This window comes from Pseudovibrio sp. W64 (assembly GCF_001623145.1).
In the GTDB taxonomy this organism is placed as follows: domain Bacteria; phylum Pseudomonadota; class Alphaproteobacteria; order Rhizobiales; family Stappiaceae; genus Pseudovibrio.
The window spans coordinates 1,217,342-1,234,268 of record NZ_LMCI01000038.1 but is presented as its reverse complement, the minus strand read 5'-3'; the positions used below and the strand labels follow the sequence as shown (position 1 = coordinate 1,234,268).

The 16,927-nt window shown below is 49.8% G+C and carries 14 protein-coding genes; 4 read left to right on the top strand and 10 right to left on the bottom strand.

Features of this window, described 5'->3' with window-relative positions; translation table 11 throughout:
* Nucleotides 1–136: 136 nt before the first annotated feature.
* The 7 genes from PsW64_RS22005 to PsW64_RS21975 form a co-directional block, all read right to left on the bottom strand.
* Nucleotides 137–2,170 (bottom strand): hypothetical protein, encoded by a 2,034-nt coding sequence (locus PsW64_RS22005; protein ID WP_063304948.1) that lies wholly within the window; start codon nt 2,168–2,170, stop codon nt 137–139.
* A gap of 316 nt (nt 2,171–2,486) precedes the next feature.
* Nucleotides 2,487–3,245: an iron ABC transporter ATP-binding protein gene (locus PsW64_RS22000; protein WP_063304947.1), complete on the bottom strand. Its 759-nt coding sequence runs from the start codon at nt 3,243–3,245 to the stop codon at nt 2,487–2,489.
* Nucleotides 3,242–4,201, bottom strand: coding sequence for an iron chelate uptake ABC transporter family permease subunit (locus tag PsW64_RS21995; protein ID WP_063304946.1), 960 nt, complete (start codon nt 4,199–4,201; stop codon nt 3,242–3,244). The genes PsW64_RS22000 and PsW64_RS21995 overlap by 4 nt, the downstream gene beginning before the upstream one ends.
* Nucleotides 4,176–5,129 carry an ABC transporter permease gene (locus PsW64_RS21990; RefSeq protein ID WP_063304945.1) on the bottom strand — a complete coding sequence of 318 codons (954 nt, stop codon included), beginning with the start codon at nt 5,127–5,129 and terminating at the stop codon, nt 4,176–4,178. Before PsW64_RS21990 ends, PsW64_RS21995 begins: the two co-directional genes overlap by 26 nt.
* 56 nt (nt 5,130–5,185) lie before the next feature.
* Complete coding sequence (locus tag PsW64_RS21985; protein ID WP_063304944.1) at nt 5,186–6,097, bottom strand: siderophore ABC transporter substrate-binding protein; 912 nt, start codon at nt 6,095–6,097, stop codon at nt 5,186–5,188.
* 156 nt (nt 6,098–6,253) lie between these two features.
* Nucleotides 6,254–7,810, bottom strand: a complete 1,557-nt coding sequence (locus PsW64_RS21980) for an alpha/beta hydrolase-fold protein (protein ID WP_208980922.1) — start codon at nt 7,808–7,810, stop codon at nt 6,254–6,256.
* Nucleotides 7,811–7,918: 108 nt separating this feature from the next.
* The gene (locus PsW64_RS21975) at nt 7,919–9,955 is read right to left on the bottom strand and encodes a TonB-dependent receptor domain-containing protein (protein ID WP_063304942.1); all 2,037 of its coding nucleotides are present in this window, start codon (nt 9,953–9,955) and stop codon (nt 7,919–7,921) included.
* A 263-nt stretch (nt 9,956–10,218) separates the two neighbouring features.
* Here PsW64_RS21975 and PsW64_RS21970 point away from each other — a divergent pair, with 263 nt between their 5' ends.
* The 3 genes from PsW64_RS21970 (at nt 10,219) to PsW64_RS21960 (ending at nt 13,973) form a co-directional block, all read left to right on the top strand.
* A complete protein-coding gene (locus PsW64_RS21970) occupies nt 10,219–11,079 on the top strand; it encodes a helix-turn-helix domain-containing protein (RefSeq protein WP_208980921.1) in 861 nt (286 codons plus the stop codon).
* A gap of 145 nt (nt 11,080–11,224) precedes the next feature.
* On the top strand, nt 11,225–11,719 hold the full coding sequence (locus PsW64_RS21965) for a ferritin (protein ID WP_057465144.1): 495 nt from the start codon (nt 11,225–11,227) through the stop codon (nt 11,717–11,719).
* A gap of 307 nt (nt 11,720–12,026) precedes the next feature.
* Entirely contained in the window at nt 12,027–13,973 is a 1,947-nt protein-coding gene (locus PsW64_RS21960) for a TonB-dependent receptor plug domain-containing protein (protein ID WP_063304941.1), read from the top strand.
* 33 nt (nt 13,974–14,006) lie between these two features.
* Here the strand turns inward: PsW64_RS21960 and PsW64_RS21955 are convergent, their stop codons facing one another.
* The 3 genes from PsW64_RS21955 to PsW64_RS21945 form a co-directional block, all read right to left on the bottom strand.
* Entirely contained in the window at nt 14,007–14,465 is a 459-nt protein-coding gene (locus tag PsW64_RS21955) for a MarR family winged helix-turn-helix transcriptional regulator (protein ID WP_063302242.1), read from the bottom strand.
* Between the two features lie 108 nt (nt 14,466–14,573).
* The gene (locus PsW64_RS21950; protein ID WP_063288703.1) at nt 14,574–15,335 is read right to left on the bottom strand and encodes a hypothetical protein; all 762 of its coding nucleotides are present in this window, start codon (nt 15,333–15,335) and stop codon (nt 14,574–14,576) included.
* The gene (locus PsW64_RS21945) at nt 15,332–15,928 is read right to left on the bottom strand and encodes an RNA polymerase sigma factor (protein ID WP_244271755.1); all 597 of its coding nucleotides are present in this window, start codon (nt 15,926–15,928) and stop codon (nt 15,332–15,334) included. The genes PsW64_RS21950 and PsW64_RS21945 overlap by 4 nt, the downstream gene beginning before the upstream one ends.
* 25 nt (nt 15,929–15,953) lie before the next feature.
* On the opposite strand from PsW64_RS21945, the gene PsW64_RS21940 reads away from it, so the two are divergent.
* A complete protein-coding gene (locus PsW64_RS21940; protein WP_063304940.1) occupies nt 15,954–16,889 on the top strand; it encodes a c-type cytochrome in 936 nt (311 codons plus the stop codon).
* Nucleotides 16,890–16,927 lie beyond the last annotated feature (38 nt).

Below are 16,927 nucleotides of genomic sequence, written 5' to 3'. Positions count from 1 at the left end.
CGGATCGATTCTTGGTCAGATTATTATGATTGTTGTCTCTATAGCTAAATGCGAATGCCTCGCATTTGACTTAGGTTAACAAGCAGAAGAAGCCGGGATGTTTTACACCCCGGCTGTTTCAAGTGCGGCAAACTACTTATTTTGCGGCAAACACTTTGACCTTACCGGCCATCACCATAGCTATGCCTGCATGTGTGATCTGTGGCACGCCATCTGCATCTGTGTCGAAATCTTCGCTGCCAACAACAACATTCTCACCACTGTCGCCCAGCCATTCAGCAAGCTGCATGCCTTCATTCACATTGCGGCCATTAATGACAGTACGGAACCAGCTTTCATATCGCTGTGTCAGGCTTACCATATCCAACAAAGGTTCATTCTCGCCTTCACTGTTGCGCAGAATAAGCATCGCACTGCGCAGTCCAGCACTGATTGCAGCGGCGGTATATGGTGTGTGCTCAGTTGGTTGACCTGGCACAGCGGCGTAGGTGCCAATCGCCTTGTCATACATCTTCGCTTCAATAGTCAGAAACAGCATGCGCGCGGCTTCTTTGTAGCTCTCATCCTTTGTTGCAAGGAATGCCGAGGTCAATCCATGGACAACAGCGAACTGCGTACCAAGGCTTTGCTCCGCGTTTGCCCCCTTAGCAATATCAAACCCATCGACCGCAAGACCGTTCTCAGCAATCAAGTTCTTCAGAATAAAGTCTGCTTGCGCTTTAATCAGCTCAAGCGCCCGCTTGCCGCGTGCAGTTTCCAGACTTTCACCCGCATCAGCAGAGGCATAACCAACTGCCAGCGCATCCTGAGAGCGTTGGAAAATGTTTAGTGCCTGAAGAGCATAGGCTGCATCATAAGTGGTAACTTTGGAGCCCTGCTTGCCATCATAACGATCAACCAGAGTGCCCGCTTCTTTGTTGAAGTGCAGCGCATCAAGGTTTTTGAAAGTAGCGTTTGTGAGAACACTTGCAGCGGAGAAGACATCATCAGAAGCAATGTCATTCACCAGATCATTGTCTTTGTTCAGGTCAGCAGCTGCAGCAAATGGTGCACCGTCAAACACGGCGATAAAAGCCGGGTTCTGGTTTGTGTTTGCAGTACGTTGGTCGCTATATGCATAAATCTCTGAAAGTGGCCATAGCAACAACCATGTGTCACGCAGAGTGGATGCTCCGTCAATGACTTCTAAAGACCGGATGGCTTTCACGGTGTTCTCGGTCTTTTCAGTCACAGCGACCTTGCGCGGGAACCAGATCGGGCCCTGTGCAGGATCATAAGACGCGGTCAGCTTTGCGCCAAGCATCTTACCGTCATAACCAAACTGATCACGTAGTGTTATCAGACGGTCATTGAGCATTTCAGTTAGAATAACGCCGTTGAAACCATCTGCCGTGGATACCCCGAGCGCGTGTACGCCATCCTGATCCATGACAGAATTTTCAGCCTCAACTTCCAGATCCTCTGCTATTGTGTGCATACCGCCGAGGAAATCCTGTGCCCACATGACATCCTTCAGCATGATGCCTGCCGCAGCTCCCGGATTGAAAGACTTGTCCATGCCTTCCTCTTTCCAGGAGAGCGAAGCATAATCGCGGAAATACGCCGGAATATCGACCTTAACGGTTTTAGATTTTCCGTGAGCGGTCAGAATATCCGCCTCATTGCTGGAGACGACAGAACTGTCAATTGCCTGACCAAATTCAGGAAGCGCTGAGATGTATGGGAAGGTGATCGGGTACATATTGAGCGGAATTTCTTCCACTGGGAAGGCAACAGATCCGGCCAGTTCAATCACGCGCTTACCAAGGCTTTCAAGTGAACCGCCACGTGCTTTGTTTAGTGGACCGTTTACGATATGCGGGCCCATCTTGGACTGATAATTGACCGCATACATAGCCTCCTCAGAGTACTCATAACTCTCAATGCCGGCTGCGTAATCAAAAGCGGTTGGCTGATTGACGAGGTTTGGGTCCAGAACATCCAGATCCAGCCCCAGACCTTCCGCTAAAGGTTCGCCAGAAAGCTCAAACTCTGTGTAAGCTAGGAAACCACCCGCTGGATCAAAAGTTTTGTCTAAAACCTCGACTTTAACTTCAGTAGAACCTGCAAGAGCTGTAGAGCTGATTGCCACTGCTGATACGAATGATAGAAGTGCCGTTTTATTCAACATGCTTAAACTCGGAATCTCTTTTGAGGGGATAGCCCAACATGAGCAAACTTCCCCTATCCCCCTCCAATGCAATAGGATCACCAGGGCAAAACTGGCGCCTTCTCGCAATTGAGAATGATTTGCAATCCGAGAAATAGAAAACAGAACATCTTTCGCAAATGACAAAAGTCAAATATGATTTAAATATTCATGTTTTATAATTATTCAAAAAATCAATATGTTATATGGATTTATGACTACATTACATATCCCAGCCAACTGTGTATTTCACCATTCTCAAAGCCGAAACAATTCGTTAAGTCCTAAAGAGTACTGCCTACAAATGATGTAAGGCCACGAGTTGTCCCTGGTGTTGGGTTACTTTGATTTCCATTGAGTAGAGGGACTGCAGGGCTTTTGTTTCTAGGACATCCTGCGGTGTTCCGTGGATGGCGAGGGTGCCGTCTTTTAGGGCGATGATTTCGTTGGCGTAGGCGCCGGCGTAGTTGATGTCGTGGAGGACGATGACAAAGGAGCGTTTGCCTGTGTCTGCTATCTCGCGCAGGCGCTTCATGAGGCTGCGAGCGTAGTACATATCAAGATTGTTAAGAGGTTCATCCAGTAGGAGGTACTTTGTCTCCTGACAAAATGCCATTGCGACCAGTGCTCGTTGTTTTTGGCCGCCAGAGACTTCATCAATGAACCGGTCAGACATAGTTTGCAGATCAAAATAATCTAAAGCTTCATCTACCGCTCTATGATCTTTGGCTGTTGGGCGACCTTTGTGGTGCGGGTAGCGGCCAAATCCAACAAGATCCCGCAGAGACATACGACTGCTGAGTGCATTATCTTGTCTTAAGATAGCAAGGGTCTTTGCGAGTTCTCTGGTGGGTGTTTGAGACACTGACTTGCCATCAAACGAGATGGAACCTGTCTGGAGTGGCTGCAAGCGGGCCATGAGGGACAAGAGCGTGGACTTCCCTGCCCCGTTTGGCCCGATCAAGGCTGTGATTCCGCTTTCTTTTATGGAAAGCGAGATGTTTTGAAGGATTTTGCTCTTCCCGTAACTATGAGAAACACCATTAATTTCAATCATCTCATTTTTCCTCGAAAGAGAAGCAGCAGGAAGAGAAGTCCGCCGAAGAATTCTACGGTAACACTCAGGGTAGACTGGCTTTTTAAAATGCGCTCAAAGACCGTCTGGCCGCTGACGAGAATGAGTGCTGCGATCAGAATAGAGGCCGGCAGCAAAATGCTGTGACGGTGGGTGTTCATGATAAAATGGGCAAGACTAGTCACCAATAAGCCAAAGAAAGCGACAGGACCGACCAGCGCTGTTGAGACAGAAACCAGAGTGGCGACGAGGACCAGAACAGCGAAGCTTGCCCTCTCATAGTTTACGCCCAAATTGATCGCATTGCTGCGTCCCAGTGCGATAACATCGAGGCTGTATCTAAGCCGCCAAATGATAAGGCAACACGCTGAAACGAGCAGGATGCTGAGGCCGAGCAGGTCTTTGTCTACGCTGGAAAATTGAGCGAAACTTGCACCTTGCAAAATGGCGAAGTCGTTTGGATCTATAATCCTTTGCAAGAAGCCTGTCAGACTTCGAAACAATACCCCGAAAATGATACCCACCAGAACCATACGATGAAGGTCCTGCCTGCCTTTTCCCATCACTGTTGAGAAGAGCAATACGGCTGCAAGCAACATAACACCTACTTCTGCGAGAAACTTGATTTGTCCATCAAGAGCGACGTAGGTGAACCCTCCGAGCATAAACACCAGCAGCGTTTGAACCAGCAGGTACAAGGCATCAAAGCCCATGATGGAGGGCGTTAAGATGCGGTTCCCGCTGATGGTTTGGAACAGAAGTGTTGCAACAGAAATTGAGACTGACACCAGCAAAAGTGCGAGTAGTTTTGTCCCCCGGAAAACAAGCAGGAAACTCCAGCTGCCTTTAGCGCCAAGAGTCATGAAAGCAATGCAAGCAAGTGCCAGCAAAACGCTCAGGATAATGAGCTTTTTAGCGTGCATGAGCTGGTCTCGCATACAACAGATAGAGGAAAACGAAAGATCCGATGACGCCGAGTACCGTACCAACGGGTATCTCATAGGGGAAATGAACCAGACGCCCGATAAGATCGCATACAAGCACCAGAAGCGCGCCGAGCACTGCGACCCACGGCAAGCTGGCCCGCAGGTTATCCCCCATCAATCTGCGGGCTATATTTGGCACGACCAGACCTACAAACGGGATCATGCCCACTGTGACAACAACCAAAGACGTTGAAAGTGCCAATATAAACAGGCCGACAATCACGACTTGCTTGTAATTGAGGCCCAGATTGATGCTGGCATCTTTGCCCATGCCAATGATGGTGAACTGATCAGCCACAACATAGGTGAGGATTGCCAGTACGCCACAAAGCCACAAGAGCTCATAGCGGCCACGTAAGATGCCGGAGAACTCTCCGCTCATCCATGTTCCCTGAAACTGCAGCATTTCTGTTTGAAAAGCGATGAAGATGGTCAAGGCTTCCACGATGCCGCTGAAGATCAAACCAACGAGTGGCACGAGCAATGGAGATGTTACGGGCAATTTGGAGATCATAGCCAGGAAGACAGCCATACCGATCATCGCTGTTATGGACGCGACAATCATCTTCACAATCAATGGGCTACCCGGATAAAGCAGTGTCACAAGCAAAATACCCAGTGCTGCACTTTGGGCTGTGCCAACGCTGGAAGGCTCCACAAAGCTGTTTCGGGCGAGCATTTGCATGACAGCACCTGAAACAGCAAGGGATGCACCTGTCAAAACAACTGCCAATGTGCGCGGGATTCTACTGATAAAAAAGAGGTCAATGTTCTGAGGGGTTTGCCACCAGTCAGAGATGGAGATCTCTTTGACACCAACGAATAAGCTGAAGCAGGAAAGCGCGAACAGAGCGACGATAGCAACGCCGATGTTTTTCATGGGACACCAAGGAAATGGCTAGAGCTGAGCAGCACGTGCCCAGCTCTTGGCGAGAACTATTGTTTATTGAAGGCTTCAATCAGCTGTTTGAAGATGCGTGTGGTTGCCTGATAGCCACCTTGGGCAATGTAAGTTGCAGCCGGATCAAGATAGATCACCTGCCCCTTCTTCCACGCAGTCGTGCTGGCTACCAGTTCATTGTCCAGAACCTGACGGGCATTTTCAGCATCACTGCCGATTGCTGTTGCGCGATCCATCACAAGAAGCCAGTCAGGATTGGCCTTCTGAATGTATTCGAAGGACACCGCTTCTCCATGAGATGCAACGGCAACCTCAGCCATTGCCGGTTCAATTTTCAGTTCATCATGGAACCAGCCGAACCGTGAGCCCGGGCCGAATACGGAGACTTTGGGGCCGTTGGTGAGAACGAAAAGCGCCTTGCCCTTGCCCTTAACTGAAGCTTTCACTTGCTCTAGCAACCTGTTGTAATTGCTAGTAAGTTGCGCTGCTTCATTTTGCTTATTAAAGACCTTTCCGTAGGCTTCCAGATGCGCGAGCAACGTTGCTGAAATCTCTGAAGAACTTGGCGTCATATCGATGGTTGGCGCGAGTTCAGACAATGGCTTTGCCTGTTTACTGGAACGACCTCCAACGATGATCAGTTCTGGCTCAAGCGCATTGATTGCCTCGAAATCGGGCTCAAACAGAGTTCCGATGACGTCTGCCTCAGACTGAACGCCATCAAGGTAATCGACATACATTTTGTTGACGACGCCTGCTGGTTGAACACCAAGTGCATTCAGGTTGTCGACCGCTCCGATGTCAAACACAATCAGATTTTTGGGCTCAACAACGACGCTGGCTTTGCCATTGGCGGTGTTGATTTCGACCTGATCTGAAAGGGCTGGAGAAGCTGCGAGGGCGAGGCAGGCGAAAGCGGCAACCGATCTCGTTACACGATGAAACATTTCTAACTCCGTTGGATAGATGTCTCATGGCTTGGCATCAGAGCCTGGCTGTTGAGCTTTGTTTCTATCTAAAATCAAAAAATAAGGATGTCCAATAATACCTGAAGTTTACACTCAGATTTTTATGCAATTGCATCTAAACGGGATTTCAACCCGTCATGTAGCACCCTTCCCGATCAAAAAAACAAGGCCATCACTAAGAATGGTTTGCCATGAGAATAAGTCGTGACCTGCGGCATAGGCTTCCAGCTTTACCTCATAATTCCTGGCAATCAGAACATCTCTAAGGTGCTGATTGGACTGTAGTATCCCGCGATCTCCGCCACCTACACTCTTTTCAAAGAGCCCCGCGCTGAGGAAAAAACGGATATCTTGACGGGGAGTATTTGCAATGAGGTTCGCGACGTAATTCTCGTCATTCTCCTCTGAGTACCAGTAGGATCCGGAGATGGAGAGCACATTTCCGAAGTGTTGCGGATAGCGCAGAGCGATGGTGCTGGACGCAAGGCCACCAAAGCTGGAGCCTGCCAAAATGGTTCTTTCTGGTGTCGCGGATATGCCAAACTCTGCCTCTGCAAATGGCAATAGTTCTTCCGCCACAAACGCAGCGAACCGAGCGTTGTTAGGCAGCTCCTGAGTTCGTGTTTTTGAATCTATATGAGATATAAATACGGCTGCTAATGGCGGAATTGCGCCGTCTGCGACCATGTTATCCAGAATGTCCGGAACCGAGATACGGCCTTTATAGTGTTCTGCATCAAACATGATGAGCAGCGGAGCGGTTGCTTTTGATGCTTCATAGCCGGCGGAACGGTATAGCCAGATATCGCGTTTGTTCCCAAGGCCTTTGCTCTCAATCTCAGAATGTGTGACCTGACCTTTTGCGACTGTCTGATTGCTGAGAAAATGGCCTGCTTCAGCCGCTGGCAAAAGCACCGTAGAGTGTTGATTGTAAGGATCAATTGCGTTTGCTGGCCAAGGGTGCTTGTTGAGCGGATCTGCTGCCAGAGTTGCCAGAATCGCTCTCCGGCGTTCCATCCAAGTGCCAGAAATCACCGGCACATCAACAGCAAGTTGATAAGAAAGCCGCGTGGTGTTGGGAACGATAAATGATTTAAACCAGACGTCACTGCCTGCAAGCTGCTCAAGCTCTTCATGATTGCTTGTTGGGGCACCAAGGAGGCGGACACCAGTTCTGGCGCCTCTGGCAAGAAATGTCAGGACGCTCTTGTTGTTCCCGTTGTCTTCAATGAGCGGCGTGCCTTTTTGTTCAATCTCAGTCCAGAAGACATCTGTTGAGTTGCCTAATTTCAGGTGATTTGCAAGGTTGGCAATACGCGGGCTAAGGTATTCGGTTTGTTTGATATTCTGATGCTCAGCGCCAACTTGCTTGATGGTAGACAGCGTGTAGTGCCCGGTTTCAATTGCAGAGACTTTAAGATTGATTGGTGCATCCTCTACGACGAGTAAGAATGGTGAACGGCCAGCGTTTGAAGAAACAAACCTGCGGATGTGAGCACCAGTCAATCGGTTGATGCTGTCCAGGTTAAAACGGCCAGAATTCACTTGCCAGCCAAGTTCTATGTAGTCTCCGGTTTCCGCCCGCAGCTCAAAGACTTCCTCCCGGCCTTGCTGAAGAAACCGTGTTTCAGTCGTACTTTCCGTTTTTGAAAGGTCGAGTGCTGACCCTGAAGACACAGTTTGAGACATCATAAAAACCACTAAGCTGATTATCGTTTTCTTAAATGAAAACATAGTGATACACCTCTACGCATTGAAGGTGAGCGTGGGCCCACCTCCTTGCTCCTTCATTATTAGAGATCAGAAACGAGTGGTGCCTGAGATGAAGTAGCGGCGACCGTCAACATTGAACTCATCCCAATCCGTTTTCAGGATCTGATTGTCCGCAATGTTTAGAACGCCAGCGCGCAACGTGAAGTTCTCATTGACGTCATAGCGACCTGTGAAATCTGCTGTGATGTAACCGTCTACTTTGCGGGCAAAGGCCATGTCTCCGTTGGCGGGAACAGAGGTGTATTGTTCGCCTACGTAGTTGGCAGATAACGCGAAACTGAGTTTTTCACTGAAATTGTAATCCAGTTTAACGTTTGCAGTATGCTCTGGCTGGAAGGCAAGCGGTGCATCGTTGGCGCTTGTGTTTTTTGCATCCAGATAGGTGTAGTTGGCAGAGACAGTCAGCTCATCTGTTGGACGCAAGGTCAGGTTGGCTTCTATCCCCATTGTGCGAGCTTCTTCAATGTTTTCAAACTTGAAGATCGGTTTGCCATCTGCAGTGAGACCAACATAGTTGGAATAGGTCTGAGCAACCGCAACATCAGCTGTTCTGGCGGGTGGAAACTGGATCATGTCTTTGATCGTATTATGGAAACTGGTTAGCCCAACACTCCATTTTGCTTCGTCATATTTGAAGCCAACCTCAAAGCTACTGCCCAGTTCCGGGTTCAAATCTTCAGCGCCTTCTAAGAAACAATCCCCTCCGCATGAGACCTGTTTCCAATTGGGGGACAGCTGCAGAAGTGTTGGGGCTTTGAAGGATGAGGACCAGCCGCCTTTGAATGTCAGGGCTTGCGTGAGGTGATAAACGCCGTAAACGCGGGGGCTGGCGTTCCAGCCGAATTTTTCGTGTTTGTCCAGACGGCCTCCGAGTGTGACCTCGAAATCCTCTGTGATTTCAAGGCGGTCCTCAATGAAGGCTGCGGCTTGCCAGAGGGAACTATCTGATCCGCCCTCGCCGACAAGCACATACTTGTCTTCGAGGGATTGATGTTGGTAAGTCGCGCCGACGGTGATGAAGTTCGGGACCAGAAGATCTGCGTCAAAGCTGACTTTGCCATCGCCATTGAAGTTATAGGCTGTGTTCGGCATGTCATCGCCAGCGGCGTTTCCGTGGCCGTAGGAGTTGTCGATACTGTCACCAAAGACACGCAGCTCAGTCTCACCAAACTCGTAGGAGCCGTGATGAGTTATGCCCGCTGAGTATCTGTCCAATGTTGTCTTATCGTGCGTGCGCTTACTGTAACCTGCGTTGAAATCGACAGAATTTTCTTGGTTCACATCCCAGGTCACAGTCGTATCAACGTGCTTGTTATCACTCTTGGCAAAGCCTGCATTGGCGCGCCCGCTTGCGCTGTCGGGGTTCAGAGTGCTTGAATCTTTGCGGCGAAAATCCCAACTGCCGTAGGTTCGCATGAAGAGTTTGTCTTTGAGGATTGGACCTGAAAGATTGAAACCCGTACGGCCATAATCACCGGATTTGCGGTTTTCCTGAAGGGTATATTCGTTGGTAAGTGAGCCGTGCCACTCTTCGGTTTCCTTCTTGGTGATGATGTTGACAACACCGCCAATTGCATCTGAACCGTAGAGTGAGGACATGGGACCGCGAACGATTTCAATACGTTCGACGGCTTCAAGAGGAACCCAACCGGAATCGTAGTCGTTTCCGCGGAAGGCGTTTGGAGCGGAGGTGACGCGTTTTCCGTCTATCAGGAACAACGTGTAATTCTCGTTCAGGCCGCGGATTTGCACTTTGCTTTGATTACCAGCTCTGTTGAACGTGAGGCCTTCTACACTTTCCAGAAGGGAACGAACGTCGCGAGCCCCCTGATTTTCCAAGTCTTCTGCGATGATAACGGAGATACTTGCAGGCGCGTTCTTGTAGGTCACTTCAGAAGCTGAGGCTGTGACGACCACTTCATCCAGCAGTTTATTCTCCTGAGCGGACGCCGCTGATGCGCAAGTCAGCGCGGTTGAAACCAATAAGAGGTTTAGTGCGTTCATTTGCGTTTTTTGCGTGAAACGGGCGTTCTTAAGTGCTCTATCAACGTCGCGGCTAGACATCGAAACATTCTCCAATCGTATCCGCACGACAGCACAGCACCATGAGCGCTCGCAGTGTGTGGCGAGCACTTTGGGCACCTCTTTACCGAGATGTTCGTGAGCTGGAAGGTCGCGCTGGACTTACTTCATTTATACGAAGTTTTAAACTTGACTTCAAAACTCATAATATATTTATGAGGGGGCGTTCGTCGATTGGAAATGCATTGGCGTGTGCGCCAAAAACATATCCATTCGCGCCAGTGAAAAGTCAGGGAGCACTTTTTGTGCAGATTGAGCAGCAGATCCGAGTCAAAGTCCTGGATGAGACGATGGGCCATCATGAAAATGAAAGTTTGGTGGAGCTCTCCCCTATTTTCCAAATTTTCATTTATCTGGAAGGTCAGCAGCAGTTTTACATTGATGATGTTTATTTTGATCTGGATGCCGGGGATCGCGAAGCACCTAAGCCTCAGGCTCTGCTGTTCAACCTGCGAAAACCTGCCAATTTGCGCCTGAAGCCGAGTGAGGCCGGGCACTCGCTGCGCAAGGTTGGCATTGCAGCTCAACCGGACTGGTACGGTGCAATTGGGTTTCAGGCCTCTGCTCTTTCTGCGGAAGTGCGGAGTTTTATGAATGGCCACCTGAATTACTTCATCTGGCAGCCGGATGAACGCATGGTAGATTGCGCTGCGCGGATTTTGGCTATGACCAATGATGGGGCTGATGAAATCGGTGGCCTTCAACGTCAAGCTGAGGCGTTAAGCCTGATGTCTCAGAGCTGTGCTCACTTGCAAGGGGCCGTCCAGGCCGAGAAGCGGGAAGCGGACAGTCAGTTACGGATCAAAGGATTGAAGGTGCGGGAATTTCTGCTGGAGCATCTGGAGGAAGACCTTTCCATCGAGCGGATCTCTAAAGAAACAGGCCTTAGCAAACGAAGCATTCAGCGCCACTTCAAGGAAAAGTACAATCTGACTGTCTCTGATTTCATTCGTAAACAGCGTTTGGAGAAGGCACGACAAGCCATCAACAAAGGTGGCATTACTGTTTCTGAAGCTGCCTATATGGCGGGATATAACAGCCCGTCCAGCTTTAGCAATGCCTTTAAGCGGATCTACGGATCGGCACCAAAGACCTGGCGAACATAGCATCTTAGCTCGCAAAATGGTCATTTGTGAAACTGCTAATCACTTGCAATTGCTAAGATAATTATTCTCAAATTGACTTTGGTCAAAGCGAATAGTTTGTAGCTCTTCAAATCTGTCTCCACAAAATTACTGATTGGAGAATCCGATGAAGCTCAACACCAAAGTCGCAGAAGCTCTTAACCAGCAAATCAATGCTGAGCTGAGTGCCTCTTACGTTTATCTCGCTGTGGCTGCCTACTTTGATTCCATTGAGCTGCCAGGTTTTGCAAAGTGGTTCCGTCTTCATTCAAAAGAAGAGACTGACCATGCAATGCGTATTTATGACTTCATCGTGAAGCGGGACTCCCGCGTTACTCTGGAAGGCATATCTGCTCCTACTGTTGAATTTGATTCAGCACAGGAAGCTATTGAACTGGCCATGAAGATGGAAGTGAAGGTCACGTCACAAATCCATGCTTTGTTTGATCTCGCCCATGATGAAAAGGAATATGGGACGCAGAACATGCTGCACTGGTTCCTGGAAGAGCAGATTGAAGAAGAAGACCTGTTCCGCCGTGTTCTGGACCAAGTGAAAGCTGCTGGTGATGACCGTTGGCACCTGCTGACACTTGATGATCAGATGGGCCAGCGCCAAGCTTAAATCTCTTGTTATTGTAAAGCCCCCGCTATGCTTTTAGCGGGGGCTTTTTTTGTTTTGCGCCCGGTGATCTTTGAACACTTCCTGTCAAATTCAGCAGATACACACAGATCAGATTTTGATAAAAATCACATAACGCATTGCATTTTATGGTGATTTCAATTCATTGATCGTGTCGCACACGTTTATGTATATAGATGCACTTGCATCTATAATTACACTCTCATATACCCTCGCACATAAACATGAGTAATTATCTCATATTTGATTCGCCGTAGGTAATACGGCCAATATGTGGGTGGGGATCCTAATGAAGAAACTTCGGTGGCGCTTGCTTGTTTCCGTTTGTGTTTTAAACGGAGCTTATTTTTCTACCGGGGCTGCAGCGCAGGATAGTATGGATGCCAGCGAGGAGCTGGACCCTGTTGTTGTTTATAGTTTCAACAATGACCGCTTTGCAGTGGCTGCTGACAGAAACACCTCAATCTACGTTTCAACTCAAGCGATTGAAGCCGCTGAGATGGGTGATCTTCGTGATGTGTTTGCTGAAGATGCCTCAGTAACGGTTGGTGGCGGCATCCCAATTGCCCAGAAAATCTTCGTCAATGGTGTGGATGCTCTCAACCTGAACATGACTATTGAAGGCGCGATGCAGAACAACCGTGCGTTCCACCATGTAACAGCCAATGCCATTGATCCAGCATTGTTGCGTGCGGTGCGTGTGGATGCGGGTGTTGCAGCAGCTGATTCCGGCCCGAACGCTCTGGGCGGTTCGATCGCCTTTCAGCTGATTGATGCTCTGGACCTGCTGGAAGATGGCGAGACCATGGGCGGCAAAGCAACACTGAGCTTTGATACAAACGGCAATACATTCTCCCAAGCTCTGACTGGTTTTGCCGAGCATAATGGCTTTGATATTCTGGCCTTCACCAAAAACGCCAAGGGGCAGGACTACACCTCTGGCGGCGATTGGGAAATCCCGGGAACCGGAGCAAACTTGCAGACCGGCCTACTCAAAGCGGGTTACACATCTGAGACCGGACATCGCTTTGAGGTTTCGGGCATGATGCTGAAGGATAAAGAAGAGCGGCCTTATCGTGCTAACATTGGTTCATTGACCTCAAAACCAAATGATACAACGCGGCTGTATGATACCCTGCGAAAGAGCTTCTCATTCCGCTATGAGCACCTCGAGCCAACAGATCTTTTTGATCCTGAAGTGGTGCTCGGCTTCAGCGAAAACAATATTGACGTGCCTGTGCCATATGGAAGTAACGGGACTTCCAATACCTTGAACGGCAAAGTTGCAAACACTTTCCGGTTAACTGAGAATATTGGCTTCACTACCGGATTTGATTTTTACAGGAAGACCGCAAACTACGATGACCCATCCTCTGATTTGGAAGAGGTTGCTCATAACTTCGGCGGTTTTGGACAGGTACGTTGGACACCATCGTCAACGTTGAAACTGTCCGCGGGCTTACGCCTTGATCATCAGCGCTTTGAAGGTCTTGGAGATTTCGATACTTCTGTCACTGGTCTGAGTGGCAACAGCTCGGCATCCTATGAGGTCTTGGAAGGCCTCAAACTTAAAGCCGGTTATGCTACTGTTTTTGGTGGGATTGCGCTTGAGGACAATTATACCTTCAGCTCCTCATGGGATTACTCCGATATCAAGTCATCTCGTTCTCACAACGTGACTGCTGGGCTCGAGTTTGAACGTTCCGGCTTTTTGCTCTCCGGTGAAATCTTCAGAACTGACATTAGCGATGCTCGCTCGCGTGACGCAAATGTGGATGTTCTTACCGAAGGCTTCAACTTGGCTGCGGGCTACAAGTGGACCTCAGGTTCGGCAAAAATCACCTATTCCAACACGCGTGTGGAAGTTGATGGTGATGCCGCCGATTCCTATGTTGCTCAGGACTTTGCTGCCCCACTGGGACAAGTCATTGCTTTCAACGTTTCTCATGAATTGGAAGACTACGGTCTGATAATCGGCGGAGATGTGCAAGGAGCATTTGACTATAGCACCGGATCTGGAGATTCAGATCGAACACTGGAAGGCTATGCAGTTGTCGGGCTGTTTGCGGAATATGAACCAGAGCAGATTAATGGTTTGAAACTTCGTGTTGAAGCGAACAACATTTTTGATGAGGACTACTCAGACCGGGGAACCTATGGGGGCGATTACAACGTTATTGGCACCCTGAAGGAACCGGGCCGTTCCTTTAGCCTTACGGCAAACTACCGGTTCTAGGAAACGTGAGGGTCGCTGTTTAGCGGCCCTTTTTTATTCGTAGAGCTTGGTCAGCAGTTTGAAAAGCTCAAACGCCTCTTTCTTGGTGAGACGTTCTCCGACTTCCTGCTGGATGATCTTGAAATAATGCGGCCAAATTTCCTCGTGGGCATGGGCCGCTTGAGGTGTCAGGAAGATCAGCTGGGCGCGTCCGTCCTCTTTATCTGGACGACGCTCAATCAGCCCCTTCTTTTCCATACGGGCGATGTGGCGTGACATGCTGAACTGCGCCATATGCAGATGGTCTTGCAAGTCAGAGGCCTTTGCCCCCTGCTCTCCGGCACGTTCAACCTCCAGCAGAATTTCATACCAGACCGGGTTATCAATGCCATGCGTTCGCAAACTGCGCTCAAAGCGTGGGTAAAGATAGCGGTGGGCCCGCATCAGGTGAAACCAGACACGGCTTGCAAGCTTATCTTCAGTCTCCGTTTCAATCTCGTCGTATGTTTTCATCAACGCAAAGTCCCAGTCAGCAATCCGACAGACCTAGCATACTGATCCTCCCTGCGGCGCTCACTCTGACAGATACTGACAGAAAGATTTGCGTAAGGCTCTCCTTGCCTACAAAACGCGGGAGTGGATTTGCTCGGCGACGGTGTCGATGCGGCTTTGGTTTTGGCCTCCAATAACGAGGTAACGATAGCCGTTGCCGGTCCAGTCTGCGGAGGCCATGCCTTTGAGGCTGGTGGATTGCATGATAGTTCCGGCGGCATCTGTGTCTTTGAGGATGCAGAATGCAACCGGGGCACCGTTGGGGTCTGCAAAGACTATCTGGATGAGTGGTGCGCCTTCATGGCCCAGAACCTGGGTTCGCAGTAGTTTCAAGCCTTCCAGATCATTGAGGTCTGAAAGGTTCAGCTGCTGGCCTACGGCGGTTGAGGCTTCAGCCAGCTCTTGTTTCAGCTCATCCTCGGACCTGTTCAGGGATGCGATTGTCTCTTTGACGTATAGCGCCTGATAGCTTGCAACTTCCTGCCGCCAGTCAGTTGCGTCATCTGTCCAGTACATGAGGCTTGTTCCGATGGCCAAGCCAATCACAAGCGTTGCTGCGCGGGTGCTCCATGTGCGGACAAGGGTTGGGGCGGTTGCATGATCGTTTGCAGGGGTTGGTTGTGCGAAGATCTTGTCTTCCAGCTGTTTGAGGTGATCTGCGTCAGGGAACTCTGCAAAGCCTTGCTGAACGACGGGGAGCAGGCCTTCAAGTGCCAGCAGGCGTTGTTCCAGGATCGGATCGCTCTCCAGATCCGCTTCTATTTGCTGCGCCGTTTCAGGGTCCAGAGAGCCAGCCAGATAAGACCGTAGGTGTTCGTCGGTGTACGTCATGCCAGCTCTCCCTTCTTCATCTGGTTGGCTTGTTCCTGTTGTAAAGGCGCAAGCGTTTTACGGGCTGCAGATAAACGGCTCATGACCGTTCCAATAGGAATACCTAAAATTGCGGCTGCTTCGCGATAGGTGAATTGCTCAACAAAGACAAGTTCCACCACAGAGCGCTGACCTTCTGGCAGTCGCATCACTTGTTTAAACACTTCAGCGGCGAAAATATTCGTTTCAGGAGATGGAGACGGGTCGATGAGGCTGGATTCGATGGCGGTGTCGAGCTGGCCGGTTTTCCTCAGGTGCTGGCTGCGCATCTCGTTTAACCAGATGGACCGACAAATGGTCATGGTCCAGGCGGCAAAGTTTGAACCTGCCTGAAACTGGCTTTCCCGTTCCAATGCCCGCAGACATGTGGCCTGCACCAAATCGTCCGCCAGATCCTTTTGCCCTGCAAGCGAAAGTGCAAAGCGCCAGAGCCGGGGCATGATGGTGATTAGGTCACTTTGAAAACGTTTCTGATATTTTTTTCCAAAATACATCGAATAAAAGCCAGCTGTCGTGTGTTCCTCAATTGATAGCAACCAAAAATCGTCAATCACATCAAATCACGAAGGCGACATACCTATGGTAAAAACCCTTTTCCGCACCTCTGCGATGCTTTTACTGTTGTCTGGCAGTGCCCTTGCACAAACCTGGAGCGTGGACAGCGACAGCTCACGCCTTTCATATGGCACCATCAAGAAAAACTCCGTGGGGGAAGTGAACAGCTTTGAGAAACTCTCCGGCTCTGTCTCGGAAGATGGCAAGCTGCAGCTGACAATTGATCTGGGTTCTGTTGAGACCAACATCGATATTCGCAATGAGCGTATGCGCCAGATCGTGTTCCAAAGCATCGGGTCTGCTGATCTGACTGCACAGCTGGACGCTGCTGAGCTGAGCCAGCTTGCGGTTGGCGCAACCACTGTTGTTGATCTGGAAGCCACGCTCAATTTGCTGGGCACTGAGATCCCGGTGGAAACGGAAGTTTTTGTGGCGCGCATTTCCGACAGCAAAGTTTTGGCGACGACCAATGACATGGTGTTTTTAGGAACTGAGGAAGCGGGCGTGAACGCGGGCGTGGATCAGCTGAAAACACTTGCCAAGCTGAACGGGATTACACGGACGGTACCGGTTACTCTTCGCCTTGTGCTGACAACAGATGGGAAGCAGGCAGCGGCTCAACCGGCTCCGGCACCGGTTCAGGTGGCGTTTGCGGGTGATGTGAAGGCGGGCAAGAAGGTTTTTAAGAAGTGCAAGGCATGCCACAGCGTGAAGGAAGGGCAGAACAAAGTTGGCCCAAGCTTGCACGGTGTGATTGGCCGTCAGGCCGCTGCTGTTGAGGGCTTCAAATATTCCAAGGTCATGGCAAACGCTGATGTGGCCTGGGATACAGAATCTCTGACAGAGTTTCTCACTAAGCCGAAGAAATTCTTGCCAAAAAACCGTATGGCATTTGCCGGTTTGAAGAAGCCAGCAGATATCGAGAACCTGCTGGCTTATCTGGACAGCGCATCAAAATAACTGCGGTTTGATGCGCACGCGCCCGCTCGTCTTTCCAC